Origin of the sequence: Prevotella herbatica (assembly GCF_017347605.1) — a bacterium.
GTDB classification, from domain to species: domain Bacteria; phylum Bacteroidota; class Bacteroidia; order Bacteroidales; family Bacteroidaceae; genus Prevotella; species Prevotella herbatica.
In genome coordinates this window covers 448965-466223 of the sequence record NZ_AP024484.1, presented here as the reverse complement: position 1 = coordinate 466223, position 17259 = coordinate 448965, and the positions used below count along the sequence as shown (strand labels likewise).

At 42.5% G+C, this 17259-nt stretch carries 13 protein-coding genes; all 13 read left to right on the top strand.

All coding sequences use genetic code 11. The features are described 5' to 3' along the window. Window positions 1–8: 8 nt before the first annotated feature. Entirely contained in the window at window positions 9–527 is a 519-nt protein-coding gene (locus tag prwr041_RS01865) for a GNAT family N-acetyltransferase (RefSeq protein WP_207154633.1), read from the top strand. Window positions 528–536: 9 nt separating this feature from the next. Continuing rightward, entirely contained in the window at window positions 537–2597 is a 2061-nt protein-coding gene (locus tag prwr041_RS01860; RefSeq protein ID WP_237072282.1) for a S9 family peptidase, read from the top strand. A 12-nt stretch (window positions 2598–2609) separates the two neighbouring features. Continuing rightward, a complete protein-coding gene (locus tag prwr041_RS01855; protein WP_207154632.1) occupies window positions 2610–4037 on the top strand; it encodes a C69 family dipeptidase in 1428 nt (475 codons plus the stop codon). A gap of 542 nt (window positions 4038–4579) precedes the next feature. Continuing rightward, window positions 4580–5458, top strand: coding sequence for a tyrosine-type recombinase/integrase (locus prwr041_RS01850; protein WP_207154631.1), 879 nt, complete (start codon window positions 4580–4582; stop codon window positions 5456–5458). Between the two features lie 383 nt (window positions 5459–5841). Next, a complete protein-coding gene (locus prwr041_RS01845; protein WP_207154630.1) occupies window positions 5842–6441 on the top strand; it encodes a DUF3575 domain-containing protein in 600 nt (199 codons plus the stop codon). A gap of 41 nt (window positions 6442–6482) precedes the next feature. Beyond that, entirely contained in the window at window positions 6483–7952 is a 1470-nt protein-coding gene (locus prwr041_RS01840; RefSeq protein WP_207154629.1) for a tetratricopeptide repeat protein, read from the top strand. Window positions 7953–8007: 55 nt separating this feature from the next. Continuing rightward, window positions 8008–9186, top strand: a complete 1179-nt coding sequence (locus tag prwr041_RS01835) for a hypothetical protein (RefSeq protein ID WP_207154628.1) — start codon at window positions 8008–8010, stop codon at window positions 9184–9186. Window positions 9187–9398: 212 nt separating this feature from the next. Continuing rightward, the gene (locus prwr041_RS01830) at window positions 9399–10115 is read left to right on the top strand and encodes a FimB/Mfa2 family fimbrial subunit (protein ID WP_207154627.1); all 717 of its coding nucleotides are present in this window, start codon (window positions 9399–9401) and stop codon (window positions 10113–10115) included. A gap of 18 nt (window positions 10116–10133) precedes the next feature. After that, window positions 10134–11933, top strand: coding sequence for a DUF4906 domain-containing protein (locus tag prwr041_RS01825; protein ID WP_237072281.1), 1800 nt, complete (start codon window positions 10134–10136; stop codon window positions 11931–11933). Between the two features lie 1330 nt (window positions 11934–13263). Beyond that, window positions 13264–13524 carry an RteC domain-containing protein gene (locus prwr041_RS01820; RefSeq protein ID WP_207154626.1) on the top strand — a complete coding sequence of 87 codons (261 nt, stop codon included), beginning with the start codon at window positions 13264–13266 and terminating at the stop codon, window positions 13522–13524. A gap of 302 nt (window positions 13525–13826) precedes the next feature. After that, on the top strand, window positions 13827–14279 hold the full coding sequence (locus prwr041_RS01815; RefSeq protein ID WP_207154625.1) for a D-Ala-D-Ala carboxypeptidase family metallohydrolase: 453 nt from the start codon (window positions 13827–13829) through the stop codon (window positions 14277–14279). 8 nt (window positions 14280–14287) lie between these two features. Further along, window positions 14288–15361 (top strand): hypothetical protein, encoded by a 1074-nt coding sequence (locus prwr041_RS01810; RefSeq protein WP_237072280.1) that lies wholly within the window; start codon window positions 14288–14290, stop codon window positions 15359–15361. A gap of 1 nt (window position 15362) precedes the next feature. Beyond that, complete coding sequence (locus prwr041_RS01805) at window positions 15363–17228, top strand: bifunctional DNA primase/helicase (protein WP_207154624.1); 1866 nt, start codon at window positions 15363–15365, stop codon at window positions 17226–17228. Window positions 17229–17259: the final 31 nt, after the last annotated feature.

Sequence of the window (17259 nt, the reverse complement as noted above, 5' to 3'; positions counted from 1 at the left end):
TAGAAAAAATGACTATACGTTTGGCAACAGTTGATGACGCTGAAGAATTATTGAAAATCTATGGCCCGTACGTAAAAGATACGGCAATAACATTTGAATATGATGTCCCAACCCTCGAAGAATTTCGTAATCGCATTATAAAAACTTTGAGTAGATATCCATATTTGGTCGCTGAAGAAAATGGTAAGTTGATAGGTTATGCTTATGCCGGACCATTCAAGGAACGTGCTGCTTATCAGTGGGCAGTTGAAACTTCGTTATATTTAGACAGAAGTTATCGTGGAAATGGTCTTGGTAGAATATTGCACGATGCTTTATGCGAGGCTTTGCGCAAGCAGGGTATATTAAATATGAATGCATGTGTTACTTATACATCTAAAGAAGATGAATATCTTACACATGCTAGCTTGAAATTTCATAAGCGATTGGGCTATACTATTGCGGCACATTTCCATAAGTGCGGCAAGAAGTTTGATCGTTGGTATGATATTATTTGGATGGAGAAGCATATTGGAGAACATAAATAAAATAATCAAATGAAAAAAATCAGTTTAGTTTTACTTTTAATGATGTCTTTGATGAATCTACAGGCACAAAAAAGAGCTTTTAAGATCTCAGACCTCTATCGTGTGCAGAGTGTGTATGGAGTGGCTGTGTCCCCTCAAGGTAACACCCTTGCTTATGTCCATAGCCGTTCTGATTTGAAGAATCACAAATCATATCAGAATATCGCATTGATGAATTTAAAGGATTTCTCAACACGAGACCTTACCACAGACGGTAAGAGTGGTGATGCTATGTGGAGCAAAGACGGAAAGCTTGTTTATTTTATTTCGTCTATAAGTGGGACTCCTCAGCTTTATTGCAGTGACGCAACTGGTAAGGCCGAAAAACTTACAGATTATGAACTCGGAATCAATGCTCCTGTGCTTTCTCCTGATAATCGTTATGTAGCTTTCACAGCTAATGTGTTCCCTGAGGCTGGAGCTGACGGCAAGAAGAATGTCGAACTACAGAAGAAACTTGATAACGGACCTGTTCAGGCTCATATTGCTGATAAGTTGCTTTACAGACATTGGACTGAATATGCCGATGGTAAATATCAGCACATCATTGTTTATGACTTGAAAGATAAGACTTATACTGATGTTACTCCTGGTGAATGGGTATCTCCTGTTTTCATGCCAGGTGGAGGTGTTGGCTTCAATTTCTCTCCTGATAGCAAGGAAATCTGCTTTGTAAGCAATCGCACTCAGCATCAGGAAGCAAATACCAACTGCAATCTTTGGACTGTTCCTGTAAAGGGTGGTGAAGTTAAATGCCTTACCGCTGAGAATGAGGCATGGGACGGAACTCCAGTCTATTCTCCTGATGGCAAATATATTGCTTATCGCATGCAGCGCATTCCTGGATATGAATCAGATAGATTCCTGCTTGCTTTGATTAACCGTCAGACTGGTGAAAAGACTGTTCTCACAGAGAGTTTTGATAACTGGGTTGATGATTTTAAATGGAGCCCTGACAGCAAGAATATCTTTTTCTTGGGTGAGGAAACTGGCTATGAACCTTTGTTCAAAGTCAATGTGAAGAGCCATAAAATCAATAAGGTAATAGGCAATCGTGCTATTGGCGACTTTGATTTCGATGCAAAGGGCAATTTCTATTATACATATTCTAGAACTGGTAAGCCAAATTCTTTGTACACTTCTGTTGCTAATGGAACTAAGGAGCGTCAGCTTACATTCCTTAATAAAGAATTAGAGCAGGAAGTTGACATCCGTCCATCTGAAACAATGTGGGTAAAGGGTGCCAATGGTGATGATGTAGAAGTGTTTATCGTGAAGCCTCATGGTTTTGAAGCTGGAAAGAAATATCCTTTGATAGTCAATGTTCATGGTGGTCCACAGATGCAGTGGATGGATAGCTTCCGTGGCGACTGGCAGGTATATCCAGGTTCAGGCTATGTTGTTGCATATCCTAATCCTCATGGATCAACAGGTCGTGGACAGGCTTTCTGCCGTGCCATAAGCGGAGACTTCGGTGGCGCTCCTTATGTAGACGTTATGAAGGTTACAGACGCTCTTGCTAAATTAGAATATGTTGACTCTACCCGTATGGGCGCCATGGGATGGTCTTATGGTGGTTACTTCATGAACTGGTTGCAGGCAAACAAGCATCCTTTCAAGTGTCTTGCTTCAATGATGGGACTTTATGACCTGCGTTCTATGTGGGGTGCAACAGAGGAACTTTGGTTCCCTAACTTTGATTTAAAGGGGCAGCCTTGGAACTCAGATCAATATAAGAAGTTCTCTCCATCAGAGTATGTTTCTAATTTCAAGACACCTACATTGATTATCACTGGAGAGAAAGACTATCGTGTGCCATACACACAGAGTCTACAATATTTCAACACTCTTCAGACGTTGGGCATTCCTTCTCGCTTAATCGTATTTAAGAATGACGGACATTGGCCAAGTAATCTTTATTCAATGCCTGTATATTACAATGCTCATCTTGAGTGGTTCCATAAATATCTTGGTGGTGCACCTGCTCCTTGGGATACCCAGAAAATGGTTGCTAACCAGATAGAGTATTAAAATTATAATGATATGAAAGAAATCAAGAAATTGCCTTCTGAATGTACTACTATCATAGTAGGAAACAGAATGACAGCCGATGGATCACGCATATTAGCGCGTTCTAGTGATTTTGATGCTATGATGGCAATCAATTTCGAAGTCCATGAAGACACTCTTTTTGGACCTTCTGAATTTATTGCTAAAGATAGCAAGTTCCGCTGTCCGTTGCCTTCTAAGGCTTTGGGCTATACAGCCTTGCCTGATTATCAGTTCCCTGGAGAGTGGGGAAGTGCTGGCTACAACACAGCTGGTGTTGGAATGAGCAGCACAGAGACCATCTTTAGTAGTGACCGTGCGTTGTCTTTCGATCCTTATGTAGAAAACGGACTCGCTGAAAACTGCACATACAACATTGTTTTGCCTTATATCCATACAGCTCGTGAAGGCGTTGAACGTCTTTCTAAACTGATAGAGGAATACGGTTCGGCAGAAGGTTTCGCTATCGGCTTCATAGACGACAAGGAAACTTGGTATCTTGAGAATGCCTGCGGTCATCGTTGGCTTGCTTGCCGCATGCCGGCAGACCGTTATTTCGTTACCGGCAATCAAAGTCGTTATCGTGATTACGATCCTAACGACAAAGATAACTTTATGGCATCATCCGATTTGATTGAGTTTGCCGAGAAAAATGGATTGTATGATCCAGCTAAAGGCAAGTTTGATTTCCATGAAGCTTATTCACGTGATGAGAAGTTAGACACAACATATAACTATCCACGTGTATGGGGATTGCAGAAGATGTTCTCACCTTCAATAAAGAATGATGTAACACGCAATGATTTCCCTGTTTATGCTGTGGCTGATAAGCCAATCAGCCTATCAGATTTGCGCACAGCGTTCCGATTCCATTATAATGGTACTGAGCATGATCCTTATTTGCATAATAACGGTAAGGAGCCTTATCGCCCTGTTGCTATATTTCGTACCACCCAGACACACATCTTGCAGGTACGCAATGAACTTCCACAAGCTATAGGTTGTCTTTCTTATGTAGCTTTAGGAATGGCAGATTTAGGTGTGTTCTTGCCGTTGTATCAGGGTGTGAAGTCATATCCACGTCAGTATAGCCTTGGCAACAGCAATTCTGATAGTCATTCAGCCTATTGGAAGTTCCGCAAGGTGATGACATTAGGAATGGTAAACTATAATGCTTACGCTCCAGTCATCCACGAGGTATATTCAAAGCTTGAGGCAGAGAATGATCAGCGTCAGAAGGAAATGGAAGCAGAGTATTTAAAGTTGTACAAGGACGAGCCTATGAAGGCACAAGACATGTTACAGCAGTTCTCTGATAGCATTCTTTTGCATGCGTTAGACGTTGCTGATGCATTGACTGAAAAACTCTTCACGTTATTAGCTCAGGATATTCAGAAAGAATATCTATTCCACGGAGCTTAATAGCGTAAAGGAATATCTATATAATAATACAGGCACTTGCTTCATTAGCAAGTGCCTGTATTGTTTTTATAATTGTCTGGTCTCTCGCAGATTTCTGCAGACTAAACACATCAACATAAACTACATATACTCCCGTAGATTTATTGCTTCAATGTAAACGGCCGATTCTCCCGCAGATTTACGCAGACAAACAGCAAACAGCATGGACTGCATTGTCTCCACTATGTCGAATCTGTCTTTTGTCTGCGTGAATCTGCGTAATCTGCGGGAGAATAGGCCGTTCACATGCAAAGAAAGAATATTCATGGAAACAATATAATCTCTGCGGGAATATGCATTTGCTTTAGCAGATACTGCAAATATATACAGAAAAGGAAATCAGCGAGGAAACGCCTTTGTCTATTATTTTGACCGACATAATATAATCCGTACTTAAATAACAATGATTCGTGTGTTATTAAATTTAAAATAAGATTGTACTTTCTTTTTATTAGTTTTTGATTTGTATATTTGTAATTCACTTTTTAAATCATTATTATTTTATGAAAGTAACATTCTCTTCTTTTACACAGACATGTATTAACAAACAAAAAAGCTGCGGGAGCTTTTCCACTGCCCACCTTTATGGTTGTGCCGCTCACTCTTTCAGTGAGTATCTCGGACGTGACACCATCCGCTTCGGGGACATCACTACCCAAGCCCTGAAACTCTATGAGAAATACCTTATCCGTACTTCCCATTCCTTCAACACCATTTCTACCTATATGCGCATGCTCCGTGCCATCTACAACAAGGCTATTATGGCAGGTCTTGCCCGATTTGTGTTCAACCTGTTCCATGATGTGTTCACGGGCATAGACCGAAATCACAAGAAGGCACTCGACGAATCTAATTTGAAGGAGATCCTTACCGGTGAGGTGAAAAGCCTAGCTCTGAAACGGGTACAGTTAATGGCGGCAGCAATGTACCGACTTTGTGGAATGCCGTTTGTCGACCTGCAGCATCTTGGCATTCATTCGGTTGTGGACGGTGTGTTGAAATACAACCGCCAAAAGACAGGGAGCTGTGTGAATATTCCTGTAAACAGAAATGTTTGCAAACTCATCAAGCTTCTCCCCGTATCAGATTTAGACCTCAGCACAGAGAGCGGCTACAAGCGCTACCAGTCATTGCTTCGCAATTTCAATGCAGGTCTTAAACGCCTAGCAAAAGCCTTTGGCGTAAAAATTAGTATTTCTTCCTACACCTTCCGCCATTCGTGGGCTACAAATGCCCTCCATCATCATGTACCAGTGGAGGTAATCAGTTCTGCCCTCGGTCATTCCGACATCAGAACCACACAGATATACCTCAAAGGTTTTGATGCAGAAGAAATAGGAAAGGCAAACAGCAAAGTCTGCAAATGTCTGAATGTAAGATAAGTAGCAATGATTAGCCTTTTAAAAAGATATCAATAAATATCGAAAGTAAATAAAAAAATGTAGCCGTTACTTTGTAAGTAACAGATACAACTAATTGTTGGGCAAATGTAGTTATTAATTTATTAAGTTATATACTAATTTGCATTTATTAACTAAAAAATAATAAAAACCAATAAAAAACATAACCAACGGGACATATGTAATCTTAATGCGTTTGATATAAACACATTTTAAACATAATTCGATGTACATATTGTTATCCAACGGTAGCACTTATCCGCTGGTTAGTTCCCTTTTTGTCTATTCTTATCCAACATTATTCCCCAATCCTTTCTGTTACTTACAAAGTAACGGAACGTGTAATAATAGAATAGATAAATTGGATGAGTAAATTAAAATTTCATAGTACGAAACGTAGGATGAGTGATATTATATTAAAGTCATTTTTGCTTTTATTGGTATCCCTGTCATCATTGCGCCTTCATGCGCAATATGTAGCGCTGAAGTCCAATCTGCTCTATGATGCATTATGTATTCCTTCCCTGGGTACCGAGGTCCGCCTTGACAGTACCCTTACCCTGAGTGTTTCTTCTACCTACTGCCCGATATCCTACGGCAGCGACCGTAAATGGAAGAACTGGTCTGTTCAGTACGAAGCTCGTCACTGGTTCCGTAAGTCCTTCAATGGTCCCTATATAGGAGTCTTCGGCATTCATGGAGGTTTCAACCTAAACCGCATACCTGTGTTCCGTCTTACCAGCCACCGTGCCGAAGGCAACTTCAACGGTGCAGGACTCACTTTCGGCTTCCATCGAATACTCTCTCCTCACTGGGGCATAGATACATCCCTTTCTGCGGGCTATCTCCATCTGCGCTACCGCCATTACCGTGAGGGAACCTATGGCTACCTTGAATATACAAAGGGTAGGGACTATGTCGGTCCGGTATCCCTTTCCGTATCGCTGGTATATATAATCAAGTGATAATAATAAGATAATAACAATGAAATAATATTTATAGAGAAATGAAATTATTACAATCTGCATTCTTTCTTCTTGCCTTCAGCGGAACGGTATCCGCAGCATCCGCCCAGACTGTCTACGGCGGACAGATCTACGTCAACTCCGAGAATTTCACCCGTCAAGGCGACCTTCTCCGTGTGCGCATGAAGGTAAGCTATGACAGTAGCGTTGTTGGAAGCTGTGAGTCGCTGACCTTCACTCCTGTGCTGAAGACAGACAGTGCCGTCTCAGTGCTTTCTTCAGTGGTCATCAATGGCCGTGCGCGTGAGCGTGATGCCCACCGCACAGAGGTCCTTTCCGAGGTCCGCCGCAACATGCCCATCGTTGTCAAGGACAGCCATGCTGCCAAGCGCTACTTTATCTATGACACAACCGTTCCTTATAAGGACTGGATGCAGGACTGCCGCATGTATGTTGAGAGCGAGGAGCTTAACTGCACAGGTCACCGCGGACACGTCTACGAGGACCTTGTGCTGAAGAACATCTATCTTCACGACATGAGCAACGATAATCCCGATCCCAATGTGCACTACTATAATTTGATGGACTATGTACAGTTCCTTCAGCCACAGGGCTCCGATATAGACAAGTTCCACCGCAGTGGTGAGATTTCGATCTTCGGTAACAAGTCTCTTGCCAAACTCAGCGGAAGCAGATTCAACCGCACTGTGTTCAATACCATCGCCACTGACGTGAAAAGTGAACTGCAGCGTTACGGAACAAGCCTTGTAGGCCTTCGCATCAACGGTTTCGGTGCTCCTATCGGCAACTATCGCCGTAATGAGAGTGAGGCGATGGAGCGTTCCCTTGCCCTGAAGAAGTACCTGATGAAGCAGAAGCTCACTAATCGCAACGACCTTAACGTAAGTTGGCTTGCAGAGGACTGGGACAGTATCTCTTCGCTTGTAGCAGGTAGCGGCATGAACCTCCGCGAAGCCGTTGTAGACATCATCAAGAGCATTGATGTAGTCAACGGTCGTGAGCGTGAAATTCAGAACATCGGTCACGGCATGCCCTATGAGTATATGGTGAAGTTCATCTTCCCGAAGGTCTACCGCATCAAATATACGCTGACCTTCCGTCACGATGGTTTCGACAGTAACTCTGCCATGCAGCATCTCGGTTCCAACCCTGCAACGATGACGCTGGGTGAACTCTATGCTACAGCGGCATTCTACAAGAAGGGTTCTCGCGAGTACAACGACATCGTGGACTTGACCGCTCGTCTCTTCCCTGATAATCCAGAGGCAAACATCAACGCTGCCGGTGTTGCTCTGACACGCAACGACGTAACTCTAGCGCATAAGTATCTTAAGCGCTGGGAGACTGATCCAAGAGCCTACTGCAACATGGGACTTCTTTATCTTAGCGAGGGCAACCGCGATAAGGCAGAGGTTTACCTGAAGATGGCAAAGGCTGCTGGGGTTACTCAGGCTGACAAAGCCCTGAGCGAGCTGATGAAGATGAAATAATGAAAAGGAATATAAGTAATAAAAAGAATATTAATAATTAAATTGATTTATAATTATGAGAACAAAACCAGCAATACTAGCCTTCTTCGCATTGGCAACCATTGCCATGCAGGGCTTATTTACATCATGCTCAAGTGATGAACCCCTGGGCACAGAGAAACAGGAAGGTCTTCAGACCCTGAAGATAAATCTGAAACCTGCCGACACTCGTGCGGCAGCCTATACAGATCCTGCTTCAATTACTCCTAATCCTGAGGATAAAATCAACAGCGTCACAATAGGTATCTTCGATAAGACAACTGGTAACGTCAAGACGATACAGGATGCCGCGAATGCTGCTGCTCCTGAGATCACCACCAGTCAGCTTGCTGATGGCGACGATATACTTGTAGCGGTGAATGCCCCAGCAGGAACCTTCAATGGCGCTCTTACCGAATCAGACTTCGAAAAAAAGACTCTTGCAATTAATGATGCCCTCCCTGTAAGTGGTTCAGTAACTGTAGACCCAGCAAAGCTTCCCATGTTCGGTACAGGATCAATAGCTCTTAAAAGTGGAAGCTCCACTGCTTACGAAGCAACTGTACCTGTATCTCACATGGTCGCAAAGGTAACTCTGACATCTCTCAAAGTGGCATTTGATCCAAACGGAGCCTATAAGGACGCCACGTTCACTCCTTTAGAGGTGTTTATGTACAACGTCCCTGAAAAATTGGAATTCAATCCAGCAGATGCATACACTTATATTTACGCTGATGGTAGCTATTACAACGGTGAGGTTGGTAAATCTTCAGTAAAGGATTATCTGGGAACAGGCACTGACCTTGCTAGCCTTAGTGGTAAGGTACTGAAGGGTGATGTCAATGCGACGGCGACGAATAGCTGGGGAACCAACCTGTTGTATTTTTATACAATGCCAAACAATTCTGCAAGTCCTACACAGCTTGTCATCAAAGGTACCTTTGATCCCGATGGCAAAGGTACAAACACAGGTACAGTTTACTATCCAGTTAATATCAACTACAACTCAGATGACGGCAGCCCAGCCGATCTCTCTGGTGGTGGAAAGGATGGTACCGCAAAGCATGTATATCCAAACAAGAACTATGTAATAGCTGTGATCATTAAGGGTAAGGGAGCAGACAGTCCAACAACATCTTTGGACCCACAGACCGTTACAGCTACGATCAGTGTTAATTCGTTCGTTGATGCTACTCAGTCGAATACATTCAATTAATACGCAAGAAAAAAGAATAACAACGAAATTCACGTAACGCGATGAAGAAAAGGCAACTAATGATAATCCCGATACTGTCACTGCTGATGCTACTGACCGGCTGCATAAACGACGACGATAGCAGTCGTGTGCAGTACAGTGTCGGCGTGCGCCTTGTGACAAAGACGGGAGAGCTTCTGCCTGATTCCGTCGCGGGAACGGTGCATACCTATATGTTTCTCTCGGGCCGTTTCGTTCAGGAGGTTACTCCTGAGGTTAATGGCCGCTACTATATCTGCTTCGACAACAGCCAGCCAATGCAGCTTGTCGCTGTTGGGGCAGGTACGGTAGACAGCGTTTCGCTTGTCACTCCTTCGGTAGGAGAGGACATCAGTAGTGTCTGTGCCAGTCTGAAGTATCCTTCAGAGTCCCGTTCTTCTGCCAGCATCTCAGAGACTACTCCCATGAACTATCTGTGCTACGGCAATTTCAGCTACACCCCCGGAGAGTCACTGACTGACTCCACTACAGCCACCCTAACGATGATGAACAAGAACGTGCGTATACACATCGTTATCAGGCATCTGCTGACCCAGCTTGGAGATGGCAAATACACCGTTAAACTGAGAGGATTCCGTGACGCCCTTGCCTTTGACGGCAGCATCAAGGGCGACAGTATTGAGTATGAGCCTCACGGCAGTTTCGACAGTGATGGCACATACTCAACCGACATCATCAATGCTATGCCTACAGCCGATGGCGAGCACGTCACGTTCAGTCTCTACAAAGACGGCTATCCTATCTTTACAAGTGGTTCCGACTCCGATGGCAGTCCCATCTCTCTTCAGCCAGAAGATGACAAGGTAATCATTGTTGACGTAGGCAAAATGGGCGTTAATCTGAATGTCATCCCATGGAGCGATGTAAACGGAAATACCGTTTTCTATTGATGAAAAGAGTATGATGATATGGAACTGATGAAAAGAACTGATAATAAGGATATAATAATAAGGATGAAACACTATACACGATACATACAAAACATATATACCTCACTAGCCTCATTTGGTTCATTGATGTTACTTTTGATGGCATTGGGTTTAAGTTCCTGTGTCACCGATGACTCCGTAGGACCCTTTTCTAAGGGTTCTTCAGACAGTACCATTGTGCGTCTTACTTTCAATATCAACGATGGGGCTCAAACGCGCTCGATAACTGCAGACAATGAGAATACCGTGAACGATATCACCATACTTGTTTTTGATGCCGGAGGGTCTCTTATCGGCAGCAAGTATGTGTTCCCGGTTTCTTCTATTCCAGTTGATGTTCCCGTAACCGCGCGTTCCGCCTCAGGAAGCACCATCTATGCTATTGCCAATACAGGTCCTGAGGGTTACTTCGCTGGAATTAATACCATTGATCAGCTTAACAACATGAGTACCACGATCTCTTCACCTTCCGTTTTGGAGAGTGACGGCAGCATATCTGGCAGTAATGGAGCTTTAATGGTAGGTAAGGCAATCGCCGAGATCCCCAATAGTAATAAAATACCAATTACCTTATATCATCAGTGCGGCAAGTTTAGCTTCACGATAAATGCAGCTGCTGGTGTAACGATTACGGGGTATCAGCTCTGCCATGTCCCTCTTAGTAGTTATATAACAGACAGTCATGTCCCTGTCCCCCCAGCTTCTACCGTAGTTGGTCCTCCTGCAGGTTCGGATAGCTACAACGACTTTGCTGCTGTTAGTGGTCTAAACCTGGCATCCTTGTCAAAGACTTATTATGTATACGAGAACCTGTGTGGTAGCAGCAACAGTGTCACAGACGAGAAGTCCAGAAATAGCAGTAATGCTCCCACTACAGCTAGTTACCTTCTTGTCAATGCTAAGGGTAGTGGTTGGAAATCCACTTATAGAATCTATCTTGGCGGAATGACGAATGTAGCCAATCCATTAACCGATCTTACTAATTTTAATGTCTACCGCAACTTGAACTACAATTGCACTATAAATCTTGGTGCAAACGGTGGTAATGGAGACGCAAGAGTAACTTATACAGCGACAGTACAGGACACGCGCACTACGGCTGTGACAGGCACTGCAGTAGTAGGAACCTATTTGTACAGTGATGGTAAAACTGGTACTACTACTGATGGTCATACAGTAGTTGGCATCGTATTCTCCAACCAGCTTAGTTCAACGGAATACAATGCAGGTTATACCCATGGTTATGCACTTGCGCTGAAAAATGTGTCAACTAGTACATTTGCATATAAAACTACTAATGATGAGTCAAACTTGACAAAGGTTCAAACATTCTCAGCATATTATAATGATATCAATGCTGGCTATTATGGAACGTTTATTATGAATTACGATAAATCAAACGCTACCTATCCCGCATGGCAGTTAGCCAATAATTATAATGTAAACATCTCTGGATTTAAAAACAGTGGCTGGTATCTTCCAAGTATCGGTCAATGGTGGGATGTTTGTGCAAATCTTGGTAAGGTTGATCTTAGCGGTCAGCAAACTTCCAATAAAGTATATGGTAACCTTTATGGCGATGGAACAGTAACAACCAAAGTTAATAATGCAATATCAGCAGCAGGCGGTATACCATTAAATTCAGATGGTTATTATTGGTCAGCGTCAGAGTTATCTGTTACTAGTTGTGTCATCATATATATCAATGTTGCTCAATTGTACATAGCCTACACCAGTAAGAACGGTGGGTGTTATGTCCGGGCGGTTCTTGCTTTTTAATAACTTTATCTATTAAAATAACACAGCTTTTGGTGGTTTAAATACTAACAATGTCGCAATCCGATCATTTCCCTATTTATAAAGATACTTTTATCGTGTTAGGCATCTGTAACTGTATGATAAAAAAGATATAACTCAATTCTACGATGTCCCTCGTGGCTCGTTCATGTGAAGAGTAGGTTCGTGAGAACCGAAGGACGTCTAAATAATTATCACTATAAATAATTAATGGATAGTTAGTTCTATTCATTTTCTTCTAAGTCAACTTCGATTTAGAAGAGTACATCCCAGTGGGGATGTATTGGAGAGCCTTCACACGCGAGTGTGGGGGCTCTTTTTTTAAAGAGCCCGCGGATTGCTTATTTTTCCTTTTATTTTTTCCTTTTTGTTTTATTGCTCGTTCTTTGTATATGTGAACGGCATTATCTCCCGCAGATCTCGCAGATTTACGCAGATAAACTGCAAACAACATAAACGGCCGTTCTCACGGAAATAAAATTCTGAAACGAAGGAAAAACGGCCCATTATTGCTCACGTTATTTTGTTAATTATTAGGAAACCGCATCTAAAGATGCCACGAAAAAGATACAAGAAAGTTGCGTGAGTGGAATTTCTCAAGGGAATTTCTTGCTAGCTTTTCCTGGTACCTTTAGGTGCGGTTTCATGCAAGTTTTTCCGAAACTATGTGAGCAATAAACTCAAGCGAATTTCTTTAGTTTCTGCATTTATTTTCCGCGAGAAACGCGAGAACGGCCGTTATTGTTGTTCGTCTCATTTAACCAAACAGTCTTTTGTCTGCGTAAATCTGCGAGATCTGCGGGAGAATAGGCCGTTTATATTACGATATAAGGAAAAACAATCAAGCAAACGAGAACAATATTCCATATAGTAACTACATGGTCTGTATTATATTTTCGCTAATGAGCGAACAAAAATGATAAAGTTGATGAAAGTGTCCTGTTATCATACACTTTGTCTGTTTGCTGTATTTATGTCTAACTGTAGAATGCAAAAATATGGATTTTTATTGTATATACATTGTTTGATATTTTGTTGTTAAAATATATTTTTATACCTTTGTGATACAGAAAAATATATTCTGTATGGGAATCGGTATGCCTGCCTCATGTCTGAACGACTCAATAAGTTTGATGTGGCAACGTGTACGATCTCATACCATACAAAATGCCGTGTCAGAACACTATGTGATTAGACGGGGTGAGTCCATGATTTGCCAAAAAATCTATGTCCCTTTACATGAACACGAGCCTGATACCAGTTTTGCTTTGGTAAACAAACAATATTATTAACAATTAAAAAGATTCTTAATATGGATAATCAAAAATATTATTGGAGTGGCACAAAGTCAGAACTGATTGAACTGTGCTATGCTCTGCATGTATGTAAACTAATTGAAGATTACGATGGAAACACACCAACATTCTTGGAAATTTGCAAAATGGCATTTGATTATTTTGAAATAAATAGTCCGCAATATCCTTATTTGCGTATCTGTCAGATGAAGCAGCGAAAGAAGAAAAAAGCGTCTAGTTTGTTGTATAAGTCATACAAAAAACTGTTCGAAAGTTAAACTGTGTAAAAACGACTATATATTTTTACAAGTTTTCGACATTTTGCATTATATCGCTTGTATATTTCGTAAATTTGTATATGAATTTAAACAACTAAAACCATTAGTATGATTAAAACAATAACCCACATTAAATTACATTTGCCCCTACTGCAAAAGGTAGGGGCAAATAAAGAAATTTCTATTTTATTATTATATGGTATGTAAATATTAGTATAACTAACGACTAAGTTTTAGCCACTATTTAAAGAATGACAAATAATCACTCTAGCGGTAGCTTTGTCCTTTTTTTTAATAAGATAATGACACTTGAACAAGCAAAAGAGAAAAGGCTTACTGAGCATTTTACTCTTTATGAAATGATGCGTTCTGATACTGCTGAAAACCACAACATCGACAATACCCCCGACGCAACACAGATTGAAAACTTAAAATATCTGTGTGAAAAAATCCTAGAACCTTTACGCCGTAATTTTGGCGTAATCAAAATTAACAGCGGTTTTCGCTGCCCTGTACTTAACCAGCGAGTTAATGGAGTTGGAAACTCTCAACACCTTTTTGGTGAAGCTGCCGACATACATTGCAACAGTTCATATATAGCCAGAAAATATTTTGACTTTATTACGAATCTTTGTCCGTATGATCAACTGCTTTTCGAATACCGAAGAGGTGGTTCTTTTTGGATTCACGTTTCAATTAAACGTAACGAAAGGAATCGTAAAATGAGAATAGAAAATTATCCAGCTAAACATTAACAAGAATCATGAAATACTATATGCTATCATCAAATTTCCTTAATAGTGAGGAAATGCAGAAATTAGATATTAATCACAGACTTGAAGGACGTGGAGCAATCATGTTCATCTTTGAGTATCTCGTTGACCGCAGGAACGGACTGGGAAGTTATATCAGCATCCCGAGTCTTGCCAGAGCAATGGGAAAGAATAAGAAGTTCCTGCTTGAGATAATCAATAACTATGGATTGTTTTGCAGTCCAAAAGACACCGATATTTTTTACAGTCCTTATTTGCGTTCTACGCTTGGCTTGCCAGAACACCCTTCGGATGATGAGATTAAGGAGTGTGTTGGAGGGTGGAAAAGCACAAAGAAAGCCAATGAAAGTTGTAAGAAAAATCAAAAAAGTTCCAACAAAGTTGCAACATTTTCAAAAAAAGTTGCAAAAATAACTCCGCAACTCGTTGAAAATCAGCACCCCCACTATATAGAACATAAAGATAGAAATAGAGATAAAGAAAATATAGATAAAGATAAAAGATATTCTTCGTCTACGACTACGAATATTAAAAGCAACGACGTAAACGCAAACGTTGGTTCTTCTTCTGATTCTATCAAAAAATCATTTGCTGACGCCGACTGGGTGAAGTCCATTTCGGGAGTCACGGCTCTTGACCTTACCGACAAGACTGTTGCCGATGCCTGTATTGAGTGGTTCGGCATGCAGTGTAAGGCAAAGGGCAAGACCTTTGACACGGATGAAAACGCAAGGTGGTATTTCTGTAATCTGCTCCAACAGGGACGCAAGACAAGGGAGGCGTTTGATGAATACTACAAGCAATACAAATACGACGAAATGGTGAGGAAGACCGCTATGGAATGCTGCGAAGACGATTATTATGACTACAAAGAAAACGGCAGACGATATGATTCACACCACCAGATTATACCGCCTGATGCTCCACGGCAGATTGATCCAAACACGATATGGAGCTGGATAAAACTTGAATTTATTCCAGTTGGTGATTTCAAAATGGACCCTGAAATGGCTGCACGGTCTGACTATTATGACGAATATAGACGAATTCATAACATGAAATGACATGGCACAGACTTATGATGACGGCTACGGTCACAAGGTTGTAGCAAAGGAGGATTTACAGATATCACGGTCCACAAGCGCAAAGACGAGCGGAAAGATAAGATGCAAGTGTCCTGAATGCAGCAGCCACGAGGGCAACAAGCCCAATTCCGACTGCGTGAGCATTGACCTTGATACGGGTTGGGGACACTGCTTCAGATGCGGAACGGTGTTTCTACTTGAAAGCCATTTCAAGACATGGAAGGAAGGACAGGAAAAGCGGTATGCCAAGAAGAAATACAACCTGCCTACGGCTGATTATTTCATGCCCAGCTTCGGTACAAAGACGATGGAGTATCTCAAATTCAGATGCATCAGCACCGAGACGGCACATAAACTTGGCATCAGGACAAGGGTGATTGAGCACGGAACGACAAAGGAGGAGTATATCGGATTCCCGTTCATCGACGGCAGCAACACCGTTGACGTGCAGTTTAAACTGGCTTCAAAGACCGAAAAGAAGTTCTTCTTTGAACAGGGCTGCGAGAAGATTCCCTATAACATCAACAGTGCCATAGGTGCCTCGCAGATACTCATCACAGAGGGCATGATGGACACGGCAGCCTGCACCGAATGTGGTTATGAGGCGGTGGTGAGTCTACCCAACGGGGCACAGAGCGACCTGCGATGTTTCGACAAATACAAGGACTATTTCAGCGGTGCAACGATTATCTATGCGGGAGATACAGATGAGCCTGGTATTGAGGCACGCAACAAGGTTGCTGCTTACTTCGGGGAGTCACGGATGAAGAGCGTTGACTGGACTTACAGATGGAAGGATGGCGAGGGCGAGGACAACATGCACTGTGCCAAGGATGCCAACCAGATGCTTATGGAGAAAGGCAGGGATGCCGTGGTGTGGTGCATTGAGCACGCAAAGAAGATGAACATTGCGGGACTCGTGGAACTGGACACGGTGGAGTCACAGCTTGATGACCTTTACGAGAACGGACTGCCAAAGGCGAAGGACCTGCACGTGGCGAAGCTGAACAACATCTTCAGGATTGAGGACGGACTGATCTATCTTGGTTTTGCCGCTCCGGGCAGTGGAAAGTCAACGATGATGAACTTCATCATGATGAGCATGGTGCATCTTTACGGCACGCACATCCTCGTTTATAGTCCAGAGAAATATCCTACAGCCCGTCACTATTCTGAGATGATCAACGTTATGACTGGTAAGGAGTTCAGCAAGGGCAAACTGATTGAGCCAGCCTATCAGCGAGGAAAGGAAATCTGTAGGGAGTATATCCGTGAGATTGACGCAAACGTGACCAACGACATCGACGGCATCCTGCATATAGCGCAGCAGGAGTATTACCAGGGACTGTGCGACATGCTGATTATAGACCCTTTCAACTGGATTCAGCTACCAGAGCAGACAGGCATCACGGACACAATGAAGTACACGATGCTGCTGATGAAGATTGTACAGTTCGCCCATCAGTATAAAGTGCCTGTGTTCATGATGCATCATCCCCGCAAGTTTGACGACAAGACGAAGCTCACCATCAACGACATCTTTGGTAGCAGTGACTTCGGAAACAAGAGTGATTACGTGTTCTGGCTTGACCGCAAGAAGGACGAGGACCCGCTGAAGGAAGTAACGTACTGGAACTGCATCAAGTGCCGTTGGAATGAGATCGGAAAGACGGGTACCGTTGCGCTGAAGTATTCTACGGACACCATGCGGTATGCTGGCTGCAATCAGAACTTCGATAAGACGTATAGTCCCATCAGTGAGGATGAGAGCGACTGGACGAAGCATGAAGCCACTTCTCAGGAGATTGACTTCAGCCCAAAGCCTCCTACTGAATGCCCGTTCTAAATATTAACAATTAAAACAACGATTATGTCAA

Coding starts and splice junctions, on each gene's coding strand:
- prwr041_RS01865 (WP_207154633.1), top strand. CDS start 9: ATGACTATACGTTTGGCAACAGTTGATGACGCTGAAGAATTATTGAAA.
- prwr041_RS01860 (WP_237072282.1), top strand. CDS start 537: ATGAAAAAAATCAGTTTAGTTTTACTTTTAATGATGTCTTTGATGAAT.
- prwr041_RS01855 (WP_207154632.1), top strand. CDS start 2,610: ATGAAAGAAATCAAGAAATTGCCTTCTGAATGTACTACTATCATAGTA.
- prwr041_RS01850 (WP_207154631.1), top strand. CDS start 4,580: ATGAAAGTAACATTCTCTTCTTTTACACAGACATGTATTAACAAACAA.
- prwr041_RS01845 (WP_207154630.1), top strand. CDS start 5,842: ATGAGTAAATTAAAATTTCATAGTACGAAACGTAGGATGAGTGATATT.
- prwr041_RS01840 (WP_207154629.1), top strand. CDS start 6,483: ATGAAATTATTACAATCTGCATTCTTTCTTCTTGCCTTCAGCGGAACG.
- prwr041_RS01835 (WP_207154628.1), top strand. CDS start 8,008: ATGAGAACAAAACCAGCAATACTAGCCTTCTTCGCATTGGCAACCATT.
- prwr041_RS01830 (WP_207154627.1), top strand. CDS start 9,399: ATGTTTCTCTCGGGCCGTTTCGTTCAGGAGGTTACTCCTGAGGTTAAT.
- prwr041_RS01825 (WP_237072281.1), top strand. CDS start 10,134: ATGGAACTGATGAAAAGAACTGATAATAAGGATATAATAATAAGGATG.
- prwr041_RS01820 (WP_207154626.1), top strand. CDS start 13,264: ATGGATAATCAAAAATATTATTGGAGTGGCACAAAGTCAGAACTGATT.
- prwr041_RS01815 (WP_207154625.1), top strand. CDS start 13,827: ATGACACTTGAACAAGCAAAAGAGAAAAGGCTTACTGAGCATTTTACT.
- prwr041_RS01810 (WP_237072280.1), top strand. CDS start 14,288: ATGAAATACTATATGCTATCATCAAATTTCCTTAATAGTGAGGAAATG.
- prwr041_RS01805 (WP_207154624.1), top strand. CDS start 15,363: ATGGCACAGACTTATGATGACGGCTACGGTCACAAGGTTGTAGCAAAG.